This is a genomic window from Thiohalophilus sp. (genome assembly GCF_034521165.1).
GTDB lineage: Bacteria > Pseudomonadota > Gammaproteobacteria > UBA6429 > Thiohalophilaceae > Thiohalophilus.
Genome location: NZ_JAXHMV010000008.1, coordinates 387815 through 404587 on the forward strand (window position 1 = coordinate 387815; position 16773 = coordinate 404587).

Annotated in this window: 17 protein-coding genes; 9 read left to right on the plus strand and 8 right to left on the minus strand. The window is 56.1% G+C overall.

The window, feature by feature from the left end:
- Positions 1–15: 15 nt before the first annotated feature.
- From hrpA to U5K34_RS06590, 3 genes are all read left to right on the plus strand, one after another.
- Positions 16–4047 (plus strand): ATP-dependent RNA helicase HrpA, encoded by a 4032-nt coding sequence (gene hrpA / locus U5K34_RS06580; RefSeq protein WP_322567654.1) that lies wholly within the window; start codon positions 16–18, stop codon positions 4045–4047.
- A gap of 204 nt (positions 4048–4251) precedes the next feature.
- Positions 4252–4917 carry a type 1 glutamine amidotransferase domain-containing protein gene (locus tag U5K34_RS06585; protein WP_322567655.1) on the plus strand — a complete coding sequence of 222 codons (666 nt, stop codon included), beginning with the start codon at positions 4252–4254 and terminating at the stop codon, positions 4915–4917.
- 3 nt (positions 4918–4920) lie between these two features.
- Positions 4921–5598 carry a cupin domain-containing protein gene (locus U5K34_RS06590; RefSeq protein WP_322567656.1) on the plus strand — a complete coding sequence of 226 codons (678 nt, stop codon included), beginning with the start codon at positions 4921–4923 and terminating at the stop codon, positions 5596–5598.
- A gap of 109 nt (positions 5599–5707) precedes the next feature.
- Here the strand turns inward: U5K34_RS06590 and U5K34_RS06595 are convergent, their stop codons facing one another.
- The 4 genes from U5K34_RS06595 to U5K34_RS06610 all read right to left on the minus strand — a co-directional run bounded on the left by U5K34_RS06595 (position 5708) and on the right by U5K34_RS06610 (position 6822).
- Positions 5708–5860: a hypothetical protein gene (locus U5K34_RS06595; RefSeq protein ID WP_322567657.1), complete on the minus strand. Its 153-nt coding sequence runs from the start codon at positions 5858–5860 to the stop codon at positions 5708–5710.
- 115 nt (positions 5861–5975) lie between these two features.
- Positions 5976–6131 (minus strand): hypothetical protein, encoded by a 156-nt coding sequence (locus U5K34_RS06600; RefSeq protein WP_322567658.1) that lies wholly within the window; start codon positions 6129–6131, stop codon positions 5976–5978.
- A 68-nt stretch (positions 6132–6199) separates the two neighbouring features.
- Complete coding sequence (locus tag U5K34_RS06605) at positions 6200–6571, minus strand: TusE/DsrC/DsvC family sulfur relay protein (RefSeq protein WP_322567659.1); 372 nt, start codon at positions 6569–6571, stop codon at positions 6200–6202.
- 98 nt (positions 6572–6669) lie between these two features.
- Positions 6670–6822 (minus strand): hypothetical protein, encoded by a 153-nt coding sequence (locus U5K34_RS06610; RefSeq protein ID WP_322567660.1) that lies wholly within the window; start codon positions 6820–6822, stop codon positions 6670–6672.
- A gap of 514 nt (positions 6823–7336) precedes the next feature.
- On the opposite strand from U5K34_RS06610, the gene U5K34_RS06615 reads away from it, so the two are divergent.
- From U5K34_RS06615 to U5K34_RS06635, 5 genes are all read left to right on the plus strand, one after another.
- Positions 7337–7549 carry a hypothetical protein gene (locus U5K34_RS06615; protein ID WP_322567661.1) on the plus strand — a complete coding sequence of 71 codons (213 nt, stop codon included), beginning with the start codon at positions 7337–7339 and terminating at the stop codon, positions 7547–7549.
- Between the two features lie 18 nt (positions 7550–7567).
- Positions 7568–8029 carry a DUF1499 domain-containing protein gene (locus U5K34_RS06620; protein WP_322567662.1) on the plus strand — a complete coding sequence of 154 codons (462 nt, stop codon included), beginning with the start codon at positions 7568–7570 and terminating at the stop codon, positions 8027–8029.
- A 200-nt stretch (positions 8030–8229) separates the two neighbouring features.
- Positions 8230–9294 carry a hypothetical protein gene (locus U5K34_RS06625; RefSeq protein WP_322567663.1) on the plus strand — a complete coding sequence of 355 codons (1065 nt, stop codon included), beginning with the start codon at positions 8230–8232 and terminating at the stop codon, positions 9292–9294.
- A gap of 10 nt (positions 9295–9304) precedes the next feature.
- Entirely contained in the window at positions 9305–10321 is a 1017-nt protein-coding gene (locus tag U5K34_RS06630; RefSeq protein ID WP_322567664.1) for a hypothetical protein, read from the plus strand.
- A 19-nt stretch (positions 10322–10340) separates the two neighbouring features.
- Positions 10341–12587: a patatin-like phospholipase family protein gene (locus U5K34_RS06635; RefSeq protein ID WP_322567665.1), complete on the plus strand. Its 2247-nt coding sequence runs from the start codon at positions 10341–10343 to the stop codon at positions 12585–12587.
- A 358-nt stretch (positions 12588–12945) separates the two neighbouring features.
- On the opposite strand, the gene msrB is transcribed toward U5K34_RS06635, so the two are convergent.
- The 4 genes from msrB to U5K34_RS06655 form a co-directional block, all read right to left on the minus strand.
- Positions 12946–13434, minus strand: coding sequence for a peptide-methionine (R)-S-oxide reductase MsrB (gene msrB, locus U5K34_RS06640; protein WP_322567666.1), 489 nt, complete (start codon positions 13432–13434; stop codon positions 12946–12948).
- Positions 13435–13733: 299 nt separating this feature from the next.
- Complete coding sequence (locus tag U5K34_RS06645) at positions 13734–14330, minus strand: CIA30 family protein (protein ID WP_322567667.1); 597 nt, start codon at positions 14328–14330, stop codon at positions 13734–13736.
- Positions 14327–14716, minus strand: a complete 390-nt coding sequence (locus tag U5K34_RS06650) for a DUF4174 domain-containing protein (protein ID WP_322567668.1) — start codon at positions 14714–14716, stop codon at positions 14327–14329. Before U5K34_RS06650 ends, U5K34_RS06645 begins: the two co-directional genes overlap by 4 nt.
- Positions 14717–14814: 98 nt before the next feature.
- A complete protein-coding gene (locus tag U5K34_RS06655) occupies positions 14815–15522 on the minus strand; it encodes an SDR family oxidoreductase (protein WP_322567669.1) in 708 nt (235 codons plus the stop codon).
- A gap of 431 nt (positions 15523–15953) precedes the next feature.
- Between U5K34_RS06655 and U5K34_RS06660 the strand changes: the two genes are divergently transcribed.
- The gene (locus tag U5K34_RS06660) at positions 15954–16559 is read left to right on the plus strand and encodes a nitroreductase family protein (protein ID WP_322567670.1); all 606 of its coding nucleotides are present in this window, start codon (positions 15954–15956) and stop codon (positions 16557–16559) included.
- Positions 16560–16773 lie beyond the last annotated feature (214 nt).

Genomic DNA, 16773 nt, shown 5'->3' on the forward strand with positions numbered 1-16773 from the left:
CCCCGATAATACCTGATGAACGCGCCGCCGGAATCCAGTACCGAATCATTATCTGAGCAGATTGCCAGCTGCATGTTGCGCGATCAATTCCGCTTTCGGCGGCGTTTAAAGAAACTCCGGCAGTCAAAGCGCAAGACTGGCGACGCTGACCCGCAATGGCAGAAACTGGTCGCGGATATCCAGGCCTCGGCATCGTTGCGTGCGCAGCGACGGGTCGGCCTGCCAAAACCGACTTACCCGGAGAATCTGCCGGTCAGTGAGCGCCGCGATGAGATTCGCGCGGCGATTGACCAGCACCAGGTGGTGATCGTGGCCGGGGAGACGGGCTCGGGCAAGACGACCCAGTTACCGAAGATCTGTCTGGAGCTGGGCCGGGGCGTGGCCGGGATGATTGGCCACACGCAACCGCGGCGCCTGGCGGCGCGCAGCATTGCCGAGCGGGTGGCCGACGAGCTGCAGAGTGAGCTGGGTGCCACGGTGGGTTACAAGGTCCGTTTCAAGGACCGGGTGGGTCCCGGGACGTACCTGAAACTGATGACCGACGGGATCTTGCTGGCCGAGATCCAGGGCGATCGTTTTTTAAATGACTATGACACCCTGATTATTGATGAGGCCCACGAACGCAGTCTGAATATCGATTTTCTGCTGGGCTTTCTCAAGCAGCTGTTGCCGAAGCGCCCGGATCTGAAGGTGATCATCACCTCGGCGACGATTGATACCGAGCGCTTTTCCCGCCATTTTGATGATGCGCCGGTGATCGAAGTCTCCGGCAGGACCTACCCGGTCGAGGTGCGTTATCGGCCACTGTTGGATGAGTCACAAGCCAGTGACGATGATGACAGTGACGGGTCCCCCAAAGACATGCAGCAGGCCGTGCTGGACGCGGTGGATGAGCTGGCGGCGATCGATACCGCGCAGGGCAAGAGCCCGGGGCATATCCTGATCTTTTTCAGTGGTGAACGGGAGATCCGCCAGGCGGCCGAGGCGCTGCGCAAGCATCATCCACCGCAGACCGAGATCCTACCGTTATATGCCCGCCTGAGTGGCGCGGAACAAAACCGGGTGTTCAGCCCGGCCAGGCACCGGCGCATTGTGCTGGCAACCAATGTCGCCGAGACCTCGTTGACGGTGCCCGGCATCCATTATGTGATCGATACCGGCACGGTCCGGATCAGCCGTTACAGTTATCGCAGCAAGATCCAGCGCCTGCCCATCGAGCCGGTCTCCCAGTCCAGCGCCAATCAGCGCAAGGGGCGTTGTGGGCGGATTGCTGAAGGGGTGTGTATTCGGCTGTACTCGGAAGCCGATTTTAACGCGCGGCCCGAGTTTACCGACCCGGAGATCAGGCGCACCAACCTGGCGGCGGTGATATTACAAATGGAGGCCCTGCGGCTGGGGCATATTGAAGACTTCCCTTTCATCGAGCCGCCGGACGCCCGCTATATCAAGGATGGTTACAAGTTATTGTATGAGCTGGGCGCGGTCGATGAACACCAGACGGTCACGGCGCTGGGCAAGGAGCTGGCCCGCCTGCCGGTGGATCCGAAGATCGGTCGCATGTTGATCGCGGCCCGGCAGTTCAACTGCCTGCAGGAGCTGTTGATTATTGGCAGTGCCCTGAGTGTGCAGGACCCGCGGGAACGCCCGGCCGACAAGCAGCAACAGGCCGATGAGAAACACCGCCTGATTAACAGTCCGCCGGACGACGAGGAACCGGACAACGAGGGCCCGGACAACCCGATCAATACACCCAGGCACAAACACAAAAAAGATAGCTCGAAGAAGAAGGCGCCACGATCTGACTTTCTGTTTTATCTCAGGCTGTGGGAACTGTATGAAGAGAAGCGCAAGCACCTGAGCCAGAACAAGCTGCGCAGGTTCTGCAAGCAACATTTTCTCTCCTACAACCGGATGCAGGAGTGGCGGGATATTTACCAGCAGATCTACACGCTGTTCAAAGAGCAGGGCGCCAGACTCAATACCACGGCGGCCGGGTATGATGACATCCACCGGGCCCTGTTGTCAGGCCTGCTGGGCAATATCGGCAACAAGTCCCTCGAGAGCAATGAGTTTTTTGGCGCGCGCAATATTCGTTTTCATATTCACCCGGGCTCGTGGCAGGCCAAAAAGCCGCCCAAGTGGATCATGTGTGCCGAACTGGTGGAGACCACCCGCTTGTACGGGCGGGTGGTGGCACGGATTGAGCCGGAATGGGTGGAAGAGCTCGCGGCTCATTTGCTCAAGCGCAGTTATTCGGAGCCTCATTGGCAGAAAAAACCGGCCCAGGTCTCAGCCTTTGAGCGCACCACCCTGTATGGGATTACGATTACCCCGAAACGGCGTGTTAACTATGGCCCCATCGACCCGGTGCTGGCGCGGGAGATCTTTATCCGCGAGGCCCTGGTGCAGGGGGACTATGATACCCGCGCGTCATTCTTTAAATATAACCAGTCGGTAATCGAGGAGATCGAATCGCTGGAGGCCAGGAGCCGGCGCCGGGATATTCTGGTGGATGAACAGGCGCTGTTCGAGTTTTACGACGAACGTATTCCGGAAGGGATCTACAGCGGCAAGGCCTTTGAGAAATGGCTCAAGACCGTGCAGCAAACGAATCCCGAGATCCTCTATCTGCAAAAAGAATCCCTGATGCGCCATGAGGCGGAACATGTTAACGAGACACAGTTCCCCGGCGCCATGGAGGTCGACGGGGTCACGCTCGAGCTGGATTACCACTTTGAACCGGGGCATATTGAGGACGGGGTGACAGTGATCGTACCGCTGGCCGTTCTGGGTCAGTTACGTGAAGCCTCGTTCGATTACCTGGTCCCCGGCCTGTTGCGCGACAAGGTGATTGCCCTGATCAAGTGTCTGCCCAAGGCACTGCGCAAGCAGTTTGTGCCGGTGCCCGGTTATGCCGATGACTTTCTGGCCTCAAACTATGATCGCAATCGGCCGTTACTCGACAACCTGACGGCGCATTTGCAAAAAATCAGTGGCACCACCATCGATCGTGACGTCTGGCAACTGGATAACCTGCCCGAGTTTTATCACATGAACTTTCGCGTGGTGAACCCGGACAACCAGGTGCTGGGCGTCAACCGGGATCTGGCGCAGTTGCAGCAGGAGCTCGCGACCCTGAGTGAAGGGGTGCTGGCCGAGCTGCCCACCTCGGATATTGAGAAGGCGAATATTACCCAATGGGACTTCGGCGATCTGCCGGAGGTGGTGGAGCTGGAGCAACACGGGCTGACGATCCGCGCTTACCCGGCACTGGTGGATGACAGTGAGGATGGCGAGAGTGTGTCGGTGCGCCTGTTCAACGATGAAGCCCAGGCAAGTGATGCGCAAAGACCCGGCCTGCGCGCGCTGTTCCGGCTGGTGGCCCGCAAGGAAATAAAGTATCTGCGCAAGAATCTGCGCCACATCGACAAAAGCCAGTTGTTTTATACCTCGATCGGCGACAAGCAAAGCCTGTTGCAGGATCTCATCGATGCCATTATCGATGAGGCCCTGCTGGACGATATCGAGGATATTCGTTCACAGGAGATATTTAATCACCGGGTTGATGAGGCCAAAGGCGAGTTGATGCGCGTCTCGAATGACCTCTGTGATCGGCTGTACGAGATTTTGTCGCAATACCATAATGCCGCCAGGCGGCTGCAGGGTAATATTCCGCTGGCCTGGTTTGATGCCATCCAGGATATCCGCCAGCAACTGGAGTGCCTGGTCTACGAAGGCTTTATCAGCCACACGCCCCGCCACTGGCTAAAACAGCTGCCGCGTTATCTCAAGGCCATTAATCTGCGACTGGACAAGCTGGAACGCGGCGCGCTGGCGGCGGATAAACAACGCCAGGGAGAGGTGCAAAAGCACTGGAACCGGGTTTATGATCAGATCGGCGAGGCGCCGCAACAAAAGCTCGGCCCCGAGTGGGAGATCTACCGCTGGATGGTGGAGGAAATGCGCGTGTCGTTGTTTGCGCAGGAGCTCGGGACCTCCCTGCCGGTCTCTGTCAAGAAACTCGATCAACAGGCCAGGCTGCTTTAGGTTCAGCAAGACTGGAATGAGTTAGTCTGACAGCGCATGTATCCATGTGTATGTGCCAGGCCATACCGGGATCTGGCATAGTGCTCTTTCATCAGGAAACACAATTATGGCATTGTTATTTTCAATGTCGTCATACGTTATAATTTTCAAGTCCACGCAGTTAGCTTCAATCCCTTCCTCTCTGTCATGTATTAAAGGAGCACCATGAGTAAGCATATCCTGATGATTGTTACTAGTCATAGTCGCATTGATGATGACCACGAAACCGGACTCTGGTTTGAGGAATTTTCGGTTCCCTATCACAAGTTTCTAAAAAGCGGCTATGACGTCACCGTGGCCAGCCCGGCGGGCGGGGATGCGCCGCTGGATGCCAACAGTCTGCAGGACTACCAGGCGACCGATGAAAACGAACAGGCGAAGGCCGCGCTGAAAAGCTTGCCCGCCCTGGATGACAGTTTCCAGGCGGCCGATTATGACGCGGTATTCTTCCCGGGGGGCCACGGTACGATGTTTGACCTGCCGGACAATCCGCATGTGCAACGCCTGATCCGTGATACCTACCAGGCGGGTAAACCGCTGGCGGCGGTCTGCCACGGTCCGGCTTGCTTTGTGAATATGATTGTTGATGACGTCTCCCTGCTCAGGGGCAAGAAAGTCACGGCGTTTACCGACAGCGAAGAGCAAGCCGTGCAACTGGATAAACTGATGCCGTTTCTGCTGGAGAGCCGTTTGCGCGACATGGGCGTGGAATTTGTCCCGGCTGATGACTGGGCGGATAACACGGTCGTCGATGGCAATCTAATCACCGGTCAGAATCCGCAGTCGAGTGGCAGTGCCGCCGATGCCGTGATCGGGTTATTGAAAGGCTGAGGCATGACAGATTCATATCGGCTTAACATGGATTTTTCACAGGTGGCCTGCGTGCTGGCCGACGAGCAGCAGTGGGTGACGAGCCCGGCGGATGGCGTGTCACGCATTCACCTGGAACGCGAAGCCGCCGAGTCGGGCCACACGACCAGCTTTGTCCGCTTTGAACCCGGTTCGTCCTTTAGCGCGCATACGCATCCCATGGGAGAAGAAATCTATGTCCTCGACGGGGTGTTCTCCGATGAGAACGGGGATTACCCGGCGGGCTCTTACCTGCGTAATCCGCCGGGCTCACGGCACACGCCGTTTACCGAGCAAGGCTGCACGTTGTTTGTGAAGCTGGAGCAATTCCAGCAAGACGACAGGCAATATGTTGTCCTCCGCCCCGAGAACCAGCAGTGGCAGCCCGGGATCGGCAACCTGCGAGTCCTGCTGCTGTATACCTATGGCACCGAGAGCACGGCCCTGGTCTACTGGCCGGCCAATGAAGTCTTCCAGCCCCATACGCACTGGGGCGGCGAGGAGATCGTGGTGCTCGAAGGCCGGTTTATCGACGAACATGGCGAATACCCGGCCGGGAGCTGGCTACGCAGTCCCCACATGAGTCAACACCATCCGCGCGTGGAAGAGCCCACGTTGATCCTGGTCAAGGTTGGACACCTGGATAACGCTACCGACGATTAAAGGGTTTAAAAAAGAGGGCGAAGGGGCAGAATTTTAATCAGAAAATAGCCTGTCAAAGCCCCACCGCCTCAGCACGGTGAGAGCATTTGTTCCGGACGAAACCCGTCGATCAATTCCAGTCCTGGTGATGATGTTTTCCGCTGTTTGTTCCTGCTTCTGTGAGGTTGATCGAGTCCTTGTCGCGCTTGGCGGAGCGCTTTTGCTTTGATGTCAGCGGGGGGGTTGGTTTGTTAGCCTTATCGGCTTTCTGGCTTTTACTCATGTTCTGATCACCTTATGTACATCACGGGCTGATGACGGCTGTGCGGGAAGTTGATAAAGAAGCTGTCAGTGCCGATTTGCACTGCCAGCCGATCATGTGGCACTGATGCCCATAATTATTTCCCCTGCTGGCGGTGGTGTTTGCCATTATCGATGGCGTCGCCGACAAGGGTGTTGATTGGCGCTTTGTCGCGTTTTGCGGCCTTTTTCTCTTTTGGCGTCAACAGGGCTTTTTTCTTGTTTTCTTTGTTACTTTTCTGATTCTTGCTCATGGTTGTCTCTCTTTTTCGTGCTGTCATGCAAACTGGTATAACTATGTTTATGCTGCGTCACGCTGTGGCTAGTAAACACTGCCAAAAGACATGTCGGTGGTGTTCGACGGTGAGTTGAGGTTGGCCAGCCGACTGCCTTGCGTCACAGGCCCGCCGGCGAACAGTTGATACAAATACCTTGTTCCGCCTTTGGCGAGGAATTTCTCGTTAAGCTCCCGGGCCAGAGTTCGGGCCTGCCTGGGCAGACCCTGTTTGAGATAGCGCTTGCGCAGATAGGTGATCACTTCCCAGTGGTCATCGGTCAAAATAATGCCTTCACCTTCTGCGAGCAGGCGGGATTTCTCCCGATTCCAGCGTTGAGCCTTGAAGGCGATTTGTCGTAGCTCCTGATGCGGACTGATCGATTCAGCCGCGTAAGCGTTGGTGCTGTATTGCTTCATTTTCTGTCCTGGGTCATTGCCTTGGTCGAGTGTATACATTCACCTGTTTGATGTTAAACAGGTGAATGTTGGTGGGAAGGCAGCTTTCTGTATGTCTGCTAACTGCCCCGCTTGTCGTCATTGCTGGCGGGGAAGGTCAGGCTCAGATTCGGGTAGTGGAACGGGATACACCTGATTGGCTGACGATGCGTTGTTATGGACAACACGGTCATCGGATCGCTGACTTTCAGGAACGGATGAACCTTTGCCATCTTGATATTCTTCCCGGCCATGGGAGTGGTAGCTGGCGGGCGAAGTGTTGGCATCAGGTCAGGCAGCCGGAACTTGTTGGCCAGGGGCCTTAGAAACGGGTGCTTGATGGCAGAGGGCGAGATGGGGGTAAATTTGACAGGCACAGGCGCCTCCAGTGACATCGCCGGCCGCCTGCAAGGCGTCGCGAAATGCGCCGCGTCTGGCGGGACTGCATCCTGTTGGTGGTATACCGGTGAGGGTAGAGGATGTAGCGATGTTCGAGCTCGACTATAGGCTGCTTTCGTTAAAATAGCTCATCATATTAACTGATGAAGATGAGTCGAGGACCGGCTTATAAGTTGAGTTGGTTCGACCCGGATGTACGGCTGTGCCTGTAACAGCGGCTTTCGATTGCTCGCTTGACTCATGGTGATGTTTGGAGTCAGAGTAAAAACAGGGATTGGCTGAAATTTGGTTGTTTAAACCAAATTCACAATAGTGCAAATACACCAGCCAAGTTTTATGTAGTGCGCCATGAATACAATTGACATCGACAATCTCCCCGATGAGCGCGACGGGCTGACGCGCAGGGAACGGATCGTGCTGTATTGCCTCCATCAGGCGCAGGCCGAGCGGGATGGCCGGAACGTGCCGACCGCGATGCTCTACGGCCGGGTGGTGGAGTACATTGATATGAGTGAGGATAAGCTGCAGCAGATCCTGCAGCGGTTATTAAGCCAGGAATAACACACGGTCGAACTTGATATGAAACCGTATATTTACTCTGTTGCCGCGCTGATCGTTGTCGTCGGTGCTATTCTGGTGGCGCTGTCGATTGCCTCACGCAAACAGCCCGAGCTGGGCCTGGTCGATGGCCGGTTACAACCCTGTCCGGCGTCGCCCAATTGTGTCTGCAGTGAATACCCGTCGAACGATGCCTATATCGAACCGTTGAACTATATCGGCCCGGTGGAAGAAGCGTGGCGCCGGGTTAAACGGGTGATTGACGAAACCGGCGGGGAGGTAATTGCCGAGCAGCCAGATTATCTGCACGCGGTCTATCAAACCCCGTGGTTACGGTTTATCGATGATGTGGAGTTGCGGCTGAATCAAAGCCAGCAGGTGATCCATGTGCGCTCGGCATCCCGGGTCGGGCGATCCGATTTTGGCGCCAACCGCCAGCGGGTGGAGCGAATCCGGGCGTGTTTTGCCAGTAAGCCTGACTAAAAGCCACCGCGTTGCTTGACCGGATTGCCGTCCAGGCGGGAATGGTTCGAAGACTGGACGCAGCGTTGGCATGGTTTTGATGTACTTTCTGTGGTTGGGCAGGTGGCGGATCCAGAAGTTATGGTCCAAACTATATGGCATCGGTATTGCCGTTCCAGGTTCGAAAGGATTGACATTGAAAATCAACAGGGAGTAGAGCCATGCCCGATAAACCCACGCTGATTCTCGTCCACGGCATGGGCGAGCACACCGGTGATTCGTTCAGGGAAGAGGTGACCACGTCCCTCAACTATGCCCTCGGCCTGTATGAAAAGTGGCAGGGAAAGCAAATCCAGGAACGGGTTAATCTCGTCCCCTTCGGCTATAACACCATTTTCAATGAACACCGCGAGAAGCTGGCGGACACTGCCTTGCCACTGGTCCAGCGCCTGGACAAATTACAGGGCGCCGGGGTGACGGGGATGATGTCGCAGGAGATCGCCCGCTGGGATTCGGAGCTTAACCAGGATCACTTTTTCAAAACCCACTGGCTGGATGTGATCTTTTATCGCTACACCGGGCTGGGTGAGCTGATTCGCGTCAAGCTGGCCAGGCTGATTAGCGAGACGATTCGTGATGTTGGTGCCCAGAATGTGCATGTTCTCGGCCACTCACTGGGGACCAGCGTGGTGCATGATACGCTGGCCTCGTTGTATGCCCCGCCCGGGGAGAGCAGCCTGGATCATAACCTGTCACTGCGCACCAGCAAGCTGGCCTCGGTGCACCTGGTTGCCAATGTCTCCCGCCTGTTGCAGAGTTTTGTCGACGTTAACCGATCCGTGGTCAATCCGTGCAGGAACGGTTGTGTCGGTACCTATTATCAGTATCGCCACGTGCTGGACCCGTTCATGATTCCCTCGCCGTTCGAACCGGTAATCAACGACATTTGGTGTGAAGAAATCGAACACGATGCGTTTATGTACCAGGAGCTGCGGCCCAAGTTGATCACCGATCTCAATACCCACGCTGTCACCCACTATCTGAAAAATCCGGTGTGTCACGTGCCATTGTTGCAGGTACTCAACATCGATTTTGCACCGAACAAGACCGAACGTAAAAAGGCGTTCAAGGCGCATCAGGACACGGCCCTGCAGGGCAAGGCCGAATTCTTGCAGCAAAAATGGGACACCATCGATCTGGCCGACAAGGAGAGCGTTGAGGCGTTTATCCGTGCGGCCCAGGGAATGCGCGACATGTTGGCCGCGTTCGGGAAAGACTTCGAATAAGGAGGCAGGGATGAAAGCCAGGGCTTTATGGATACTGTTATTTGTTGTCCTCGGTGCCCACTTGCCGGTACAGGCCGAGGATACCGGGTTCTGCGAGGATTACCGGCTGGAGCCGAAATATCATCAGATCTTCCCGCAGATGGCCACAGCCTCCGAGGCGATCATCGAACAGTTTTGCAGCGGAGCGTTGACCAACAAGCGCGCGATATCCGATCAGATCGCGCAGATGAGTGTGGCCGCCGAAGACCGGTTCAGGAAAAACAACACTTTCTTTTTCCCGATCCGGGATGTTAACCAGGCCATCAACCAGGTGATGCAGACGGAAAATGCCGTGCCGAACTTCCTGGTCATGCCGCTGGCCCAGGGCGATGGCATCAGGTTCGAGGGCGAGAAGTTCAGGGTGTCGGAGGCCAACCACGTCGCCTGTGAGGCGCTGGCGCAGGCCAACCAGGCCGGGTCCTGTCGCGAGTACATCATGGCCTATGCGGCGATTTATAACCATGCCCAGTTGCTCATCCAGAAACTGGACACCGGACCGGTGCTCAAATATCTCAATATCGTCGAGCAGGACTGGGAAAACTTTTATCAAAAGAGCCGCTCGCAGACTTTGCTGGAGCGCGCGGTCAACAGTTATTTCTGGCGTAAGGATAAACAACCCGGCGAGTTTCTTCGTCCGCCGGATGCGCAATGGATCCTGATGCATCCCGCGGTGGTGATAGAAAATGTCTCCGAGGCAGTGGAAGGTAACCAGACTGAGGAAGGCATCATGCTCGAGCTCGTCGGCTGGAACAGTTGGCGGCGCGACAAGTGGTACCAGCTCTCCGGAGGCAGTATCGTCGGGGTCTATTCTGAACGGATCAACCTGGATGACTGGGCCTATGGCCTGGCGCTGCACTTCGGGAATGTTTATACGATTGGCGCTGTCGATCGGGACGGAGAGACCGGGGTATTCATTTCGATGGATGTACTCGAGCTGTTCAAGGACAAAAAAGCCTACATGGACAGTTATATCGGCAGTCTGAAATAAGAGGCAGGGAGCGGATCAGGTGGCAAAGAATAAGAATCAAACCCCGGACTATTATTCATGGAAAGACGAGGACAGGCTGCTGGAGCAGGAACGCGCCTATCTCAAGACCCGCAAGGACAAGCCGCCGGGCAAGACCACCGTCGGTCTGGCCCTCTCCGGCGGGGGCATCCGCTCGGCGAGTTTCGCGCTCGGCCTGTTGCAGGCGATGGCCAAGTATCAGCTGCTCAAGCAGGTTGATTATCTGTCGACCGTGTCGGGCGGGGGCTACATCGGTTCCTCGCTGGCCTGGATGTTACACAAAACCTGGAAAATTCGCCGGGAAGATGGTTGTATGGAGGAAACCCGGTATGGGCTCGAGGAGGAAGATTTTCCGTTTGGTACCCGGCCGAATCAGCGCAGTGCGACAGGGGCCGGCAGTCGCGAGAAGATGAGTCTGCTGCGCCATCTGCGCCAGAATATCAATTACCTGTTCCCCGGCGGCTGCCTGGATTATACCGCGCTGCTTTCGGCGCTGTTACGCGGGATGTTTATCAATATCCTGGTCTATGGCCCCGTACTGGTGTTCCTGTTGATGCTGCTGGCGCTGTTTGGCACCAAGGGGGCGCAGGTCAATTTCATCTATTCCTGGCTGGTCACGCCGACGGAGATGTTCTCCGCTTTCAGTGGTTTCTACGTGGAGATGGGCAACCTGGCCAACTTTCTCTACCTGGCGTTTGCGGCGCTGGTGCTGGGGATCCTGCTGTCGATCGTGTACGGGGTGGCGGCGACCTTCGGACGCTTTTTCCCGGCGATTTTGTATGTGGTGCATCGTTGCTATTACTGCATCATGCGCTATATCTGGATCGCGGGGATCGTCTTTCTTATCCTGGGAACCTTGCCGTATGTAATCAATTACCTGCATGACCTGAAACTCGAAGGCGGGATTCTGGCCACGCTCGGTGGTATCCTGTCGGGCGTCTGGTCTTATGTCCGCACCAGCTCGACCAGGGCGCCCAGGATCAAGATTCCTACCAATCTAATTGTCACGGTCGCGGCGATTCTGCTGATATACGGCGTCCTCATCCTGGGCTATCTGGCCGGGGATTATCTGTTGAGCCGCTCCAATGTCATTGTCGCCCAGTTGTCTACCGTTCCGTATTCGTTCTGGTTACTGCTGGTACCTTTATTATTCGGCCTGATCATCAACATTAATTTTATCACCATGCACGGATATTATCGTGACCGACTGATGGAATTGTTTTTGCCCGATGTGAGCCGTCTCCGGGACAAGGGCGGTGATCGTTTTGCCCATCAGGCCAATATCGGCAAGGTGCAGGACATCTGCAATTATGAGAACGGTGCGGTTGGTCCTTATCACATCATCAACACCAACATCCTGTTACCCGGATCAGATATCCCGAAGTTCAAGGGACGAGGCGGCGATAACTTTATTCTCTCGCCGCGGTTCTGCGGCAGCAGTGCGACCGGTTGGCAACCCTCCACCCGGTTTATCGGTGGCAGGATGACCTATTCCTCCGCCATGGCGATATCCGGGGCAGCCGTCAATCCCAATACCGGCGCCAACGGTAAGGGACCCACCCGCAATCCCCTGTTGTCGCTGGTGATGTCCTTGTTGAATCTGCGTCTGGGCGTGTGGGTGGAAAACCCGGCTAAAAAACCCCGGCCGGGGTTCCTGCCGCCGGTGTTACACCAGCCAAACCTGTGGATCCCGGCGTTGTATGACAGCTTTATACCCTATGGACTGAATGAAAAATCCAATTATGTCGAACTGAGTGATGGCGGGCATTTCGAGAACCTGGCAGTGTATGAACTGATTCGCCGCGAGGTCGATATCATTTTTGTCAGTGATGCGGCAGCGGATAAGGATTTTGGCTTTACCGATCTGGCCAACCTGATTGAAAAGGTAAGGTTGGATTTTGGTGCCCAGATCGGGATTGATATCGATCCCATGGTGCCAAAGTACGATGAGCAGCGACCTTACGGTCTGAACTACTTCGCGGAAAAGGGCTACAATATCGGCAACATCAAATACCGCAGCGGCAAGACCGGTGTGCTGGTCTATGTCAAATCCACCATTACCCGTAACTTGCCGGCCGATATCTATTCTTACAAGCACAGCAATGATACTTTTCCCGATGAACCCACCAGCGACCAGGTTTTCGATGAGAACCAGTTCGAGGCCTATCGCGAACTCGGCTATCAGCTGGCCAAGACAATGATTCGGGAATTACCCGATGATGTTCAAAAAAACCTGACGCTGATCTGAATGGACAGTTGCTTTATTCAATCGGTTTGAGTAATTCTGGCATGTGATTGCGCACGTTATTTACCGCGCCGGACATAGTTCAGGTGATGAAATTCTTGCCCTTGTTAACGGAGTCGGTGTTGATTGAACCAGGCCGTATCCTCATATGGCAGATAGCATGAAACTGCTTATTTGTTCTTTTGCTACACTAAGCGTTATATTCGCTGTGATTCTGATGGCGTTTTCCGTGACTGGGGTCAACCGCCAGCGGCTGGAGAGACTCCGGACCGCGTTTGGTCAATAAACAGGATTCAATTCCAGGGGCAAAGTCCGGGGACGGTCTCGCAGTCTGGCGTTTTACGTCTGTTATTCTGAATTGTCAGTCCGGGATGAAGTTGAGCGCGAGGCCGTTGTTGCACCAGCGCTGACCGGTGGGCGGCGGACCGTCATCAAACACGTGGCCCTGATGGCCTTCGCAGCGCGCGCAGTGATATTCGGTGCGTGGCCAGACCAGTTTGAAGTCGAGGCTGGTTTCGACGGCGCCGGGCAGGGTGGTGGTGAAACTGGGCCAGCCGGTGCCGCTGTCATATTTCATCTCGGAGGTGAACAGGGGCAGGGCGCAGCCGGCGCAGACATAGGTGCCCTTGCGCTTTTCGTCATTCAGCGGGCTGGTGTGGGCCGGCTCGGTGCCTTCCTCGCGCAGGATGTGGAATTCTTCCGGCGTCAGGATTTGCTTCCACTGCGCCTCGCTTTTGCTGATTTTCTCAATCGCCGCCTGGCGTTCCTCGGCACTGAGCAGCATCCGGGGCGCGAGCAGGGTCGCCGAGGTAATGCCCGCCAGCTGGATGATGAAGCGACGTCGGTTCATGTCCCGGACCTCCTGCCTGGTCCATCCCGCTGCGGCACGGGCCAGGCGTTGTGTTGCCATGCGGATTTTATTTAAAGCGTATTGATGTAGACAGGCGGGGAGGGGGTTGGTTCCGTGGCGGATCGGGGGCAGCGGAATAGATGGGTGGCGCTGAGCGGGCCTGGACCCATGCAAATTCAGGTGCTCCCTGTCTATTCGCCATCCCGGCCCGGGCGCCCGACGCTGGGCGCCAACCGCAAGCGGGTGGGGCGCATCCGGGACGCGTTGAATGAATAAATCGGTTCCTGGCCTGCCAGGCCTTATTGCGATTTATATAGCCCGAGTTTTCCAAGGCAAAGGTCGGCGGTGAATTCCCGGCCGATCGCCACCAGGCCGATACGCTCCAGCCGGGCGACGTCCAGGCCGGTGCTGATGCGGTGGGGCTGGAAGTCGCTAAAGGGCAGGTAAATCTGTTGCCATTGCGGTGTGGCGCTGAAGGTGGCGCGATAGGATTGCCACGGCAGCCAGATGTCCTCGGTACGCAGGTGAACGTTGTACTGCTCGCCGTTGCCATAAACCTCGAGCATCAGGCCCGTATACCCCGATACCTCGCGCCGAATCGCATCGGGCAGATCCAGGGCCATCTGGATAAACCCCCCGTTGTTCTGCAGGCTGACGTCGCCGCGCAGGCGCAGGCAGGGGCGCCCTTCAATCGCCCCGGCGGTCAGTTGGCCTTGCGAGACCCCGCCCATTACGCCGTCAGTGACCAGGCGCCATTGATTGCCGGCGCTGGCGCGTCGATCGCCGGTGTCGCGTGTATCAATCATCCTGGTATCTTGTTCGGCCATCAGGGTCACCGGGTAGTAGAACAACAGCATTGCCAGAATGGCACAACCGTTGCGGAGAGTCAGGGTCATTGCGTTTGCCTGCGACAGTCAATGGAGTTTTGCGCCATCTCGTCCTGGCGCATGGGCATACCGTCGATCAGCGCAAAGATAGCATCCAGATCAGGGATGTCATAGAGACGCTGTTTTTCGCCGCCATCCTTGCCGATCAAAATCGCGGTGAACTGAGCGTCTTCGATAGCATAGCGATTTCGCAGAGTAGTGGCGTATGTTCGGGAAATGGGGTGGTTATCCAGGCGGCTTTGACCTTGCTTGACGATAATGCCGATGAGCATCGCCCGGTCATCCAGCTCGCAACGTCGTTGTTGCAGGTGGCGTTTGATCTGCTGCAAGCGGGAATCGGCAAGTGTCGGTGTGAACAGGAGCAGGGGACGATTTTGCCGTACATAGTCTGACATTGGCCCCGCTGCGACAGACCGGACGCTGCCAAACACTGTGCCCAGCAGTACCAGGCCGATTGAGAACAGTGATCGCTGTTGTTTCATCATGGGTTAAATTACCAGGGTAGTAATTCGCCATCGAAGGCCCAGAATTTCCCTGAGTCTTCGGGAGTGAGTTTATCCAGTACATCGAGCATGTCGGTGACGCTCCGCGTCGGGGTGAACAGTTGGCCCTTCGGAACGTGCTTTTGAAACGGTTTCGATAAAGGTGTATCGGTGGTGCCCGGATGCAGAGCGGCTACCACTACATTGGGCAGGGTGCGTTGCCATTCGATCGCCAGGGTTTTGAGGCCCATGTTGAGAGCGGCCTTGGAGGCGCGGTAACTGTACCAGCCGCCCAGCCGATTATCTTCGATGCTGCCCACCTTGGCGGAGATGGTGGCAAAGATCGCTGTGCGGTCGTGTTTGAGATTTCGGTGCAGGTGTTTGGCCAGCAGGAGCGTTGGCAGAGCATTGATATTCATGTTCTGCATGAAAAACGCCGGGTCGAGTCGGCGAATGCTCTTCTCCGGACCCTGTTCGAGATCATGCAACAGTCCGACGGCATTGATGAGCCAGTCGATTTCGCCCAGTTCACGTCCCCAGTTCCGGATGGCAGACTCGTTGGTGATATCCAGTGGCTGCCAGGTGACAGCGGGATGTTGAAACGGCGGTGGGGTCCGGTTATAGGTAGCATGGATCGCACTCACTTCGGGGCGGCCCGCCAGGACCTCGACGAAAGTGCGACCGATACCGCCAGAGCCGCCAATGATTGCGATGTTCATGGAGTCACCGGGTTATTCATCCAATGTGTGTCGGGAACGAGGCCTGTCAACGGAAACAGAGGGTATTCATTCTAACCAGTTTTTCACCAGCGGGGATACGTTTTGCTTCCGGTTCAAACAGGTTGTCGACGATCCCATAACATCATTAATAGTATTAAGACCTGATCGAGGCGGGGATAACTTATTTGATGAAAGCTTAAAGTCTGTCATTGGGTACCGGATCGGAGGCGATTTCATCGGCGACTCAATAACAGTCAGGATGCAACAACGACATGTATTGCAGCAAACCGATGACAGTGTGTGGGACACGCCCTGCATTTATTTTATGGGCTGTCAATAAGCCCGATTGTTGCAGGAAGGTTACCTGCTTGAAATAATCGTTGAATTCTATATCGTAGTGTTTTTCATGTCTTTTATATAGGGAGCATGTTATGCAAGTCAGCGAAGCGGTCCGCGCACGACGCGCCATCAAATGGTATGACCCGGATCATCAGATGCCGGAGGAGACGTTCAACAAACTGATGGAGCACGCCATACTCTCCCCGACGGCGTTTAACATTCAAAACTGGCGTTTTGTGCGGGTACGCGACCCACAGCAGCGCAAGGCGATTCGCGCCGTGGCCTGGGATCAGGCGCAGGTGACCGAGGCTTCGGAGTTACTGGTACTGTGCTTTGACAACAAGGCCTGGGAACATGAGCCGCAACGTTACTGGAAAAATGCCCCGCAGGAGGTCCAGGATATGCTGGTCCCGGCGATTGATGGTTATTACCGGGGCAACCCACAGGTGGAACGTGACGAAGGCATGCGCTCCTGCGGTCTGGCCGGGCAAACCATCATGTTAACGGCCCAGGAGCTGGGTTATCAGACCTGCCCGATGGACGGGTTTGATTTCGAGGCCGTGGCCAAAATCATCAACCTGCCCGAAGACCATACCATTGCCTTTATGATTACCATCGGCAAGGGCATCAAGGATTCCTGGCCCAGACCGGGGCAGCTTGAGCTGAACGAGGTGATGGTGACCGATCGCTTTGCATGATGCCGGGAGCCGGTTACCGCAACGCCATGTCGCTGGCCGGTATATTCCGGGTCCTTCGGACGGGGCAGGAAGAGATAGTTGGCAGTTGGCAGATGGCAGTCGTCAGTCCCGGCAGGCCGGATCAGGCGGAGTGGATCCGGCTCGTTGAGAATCGCGCCCGTGGGGCGCTCCTACATGCCCTTCGGGCAGGGGCGAGGTACGAGTGACGAGGTGC

Bases quoted from the DNA above. Each gene is read 5' to 3' on its own strand.
- hrpA (WP_322567654.1), top strand. From the start codon at position 16: ATGAACGCGCCGCCGGAATCCAGTACCGAATCATTATCTGAGCAGATT.
- U5K34_RS06585 (WP_322567655.1), top strand. From the start codon at position 4,252: ATGAGTAAGCATATCCTGATGATTGTTACTAGTCATAGTCGCATTGAT.
- U5K34_RS06590 (WP_322567656.1), top strand. From the start codon at position 4,921: ATGACAGATTCATATCGGCTTAACATGGATTTTTCACAGGTGGCCTGC.
- U5K34_RS06595 (WP_322567657.1), bottom strand. From the start codon at position 5,860: ATGAGTAAAAGCCAGAAAGCCGATAAGGCTAACAAACCAACCCCCCCG.
- U5K34_RS06600 (WP_322567658.1), bottom strand. From the start codon at position 6,131: ATGAGCAAGAATCAGAAAAGTAACAAAGAAAACAAGAAAAAAGCCCTG.
- U5K34_RS06605 (WP_322567659.1), bottom strand. From the start codon at position 6,571: ATGAAGCAATACAGCACCAACGCTTACGCGGCTGAATCGATCAGTCCG.
- U5K34_RS06610 (WP_322567660.1), bottom strand. From the start codon at position 6,822: ATGGCAAAGGTTCATCCGTTCCTGAAAGTCAGCGATCCGATGACCGTG.
- U5K34_RS06615 (WP_322567661.1), top strand. From the start codon at position 7,337: ATGAATACAATTGACATCGACAATCTCCCCGATGAGCGCGACGGGCTG.
- U5K34_RS06620 (WP_322567662.1), top strand. From the start codon at position 7,568: ATGAAACCGTATATTTACTCTGTTGCCGCGCTGATCGTTGTCGTCGGT.
- U5K34_RS06625 (WP_322567663.1), top strand. From the start codon at position 8,230: ATGCCCGATAAACCCACGCTGATTCTCGTCCACGGCATGGGCGAGCAC.
- U5K34_RS06630 (WP_322567664.1), top strand. From the start codon at position 9,305: ATGAAAGCCAGGGCTTTATGGATACTGTTATTTGTTGTCCTCGGTGCC.
- msrB (WP_322567666.1), bottom strand. From the start codon at position 13,434: ATGAACCGACGTCGCTTCATCATCCAGCTGGCGGGCATTACCTCGGCG.
- U5K34_RS06645 (WP_322567667.1), bottom strand. From the start codon at position 14,330: ATGACCCTGACTCTCCGCAACGGTTGTGCCATTCTGGCAATGCTGTTG.
- U5K34_RS06650 (WP_322567668.1), bottom strand. From the start codon at position 14,716: ATGTCAGACTATGTACGGCAAAATCGTCCCCTGCTCCTGTTCACACCG.
- U5K34_RS06655 (WP_322567669.1), bottom strand. From the start codon at position 15,522: ATGAACATCGCAATCATTGGCGGCTCTGGCGGTATCGGTCGCACTTTC.
- U5K34_RS06660 (WP_322567670.1), top strand. From the start codon at position 15,954: ATGCAAGTCAGCGAAGCGGTCCGCGCACGACGCGCCATCAAATGGTAT.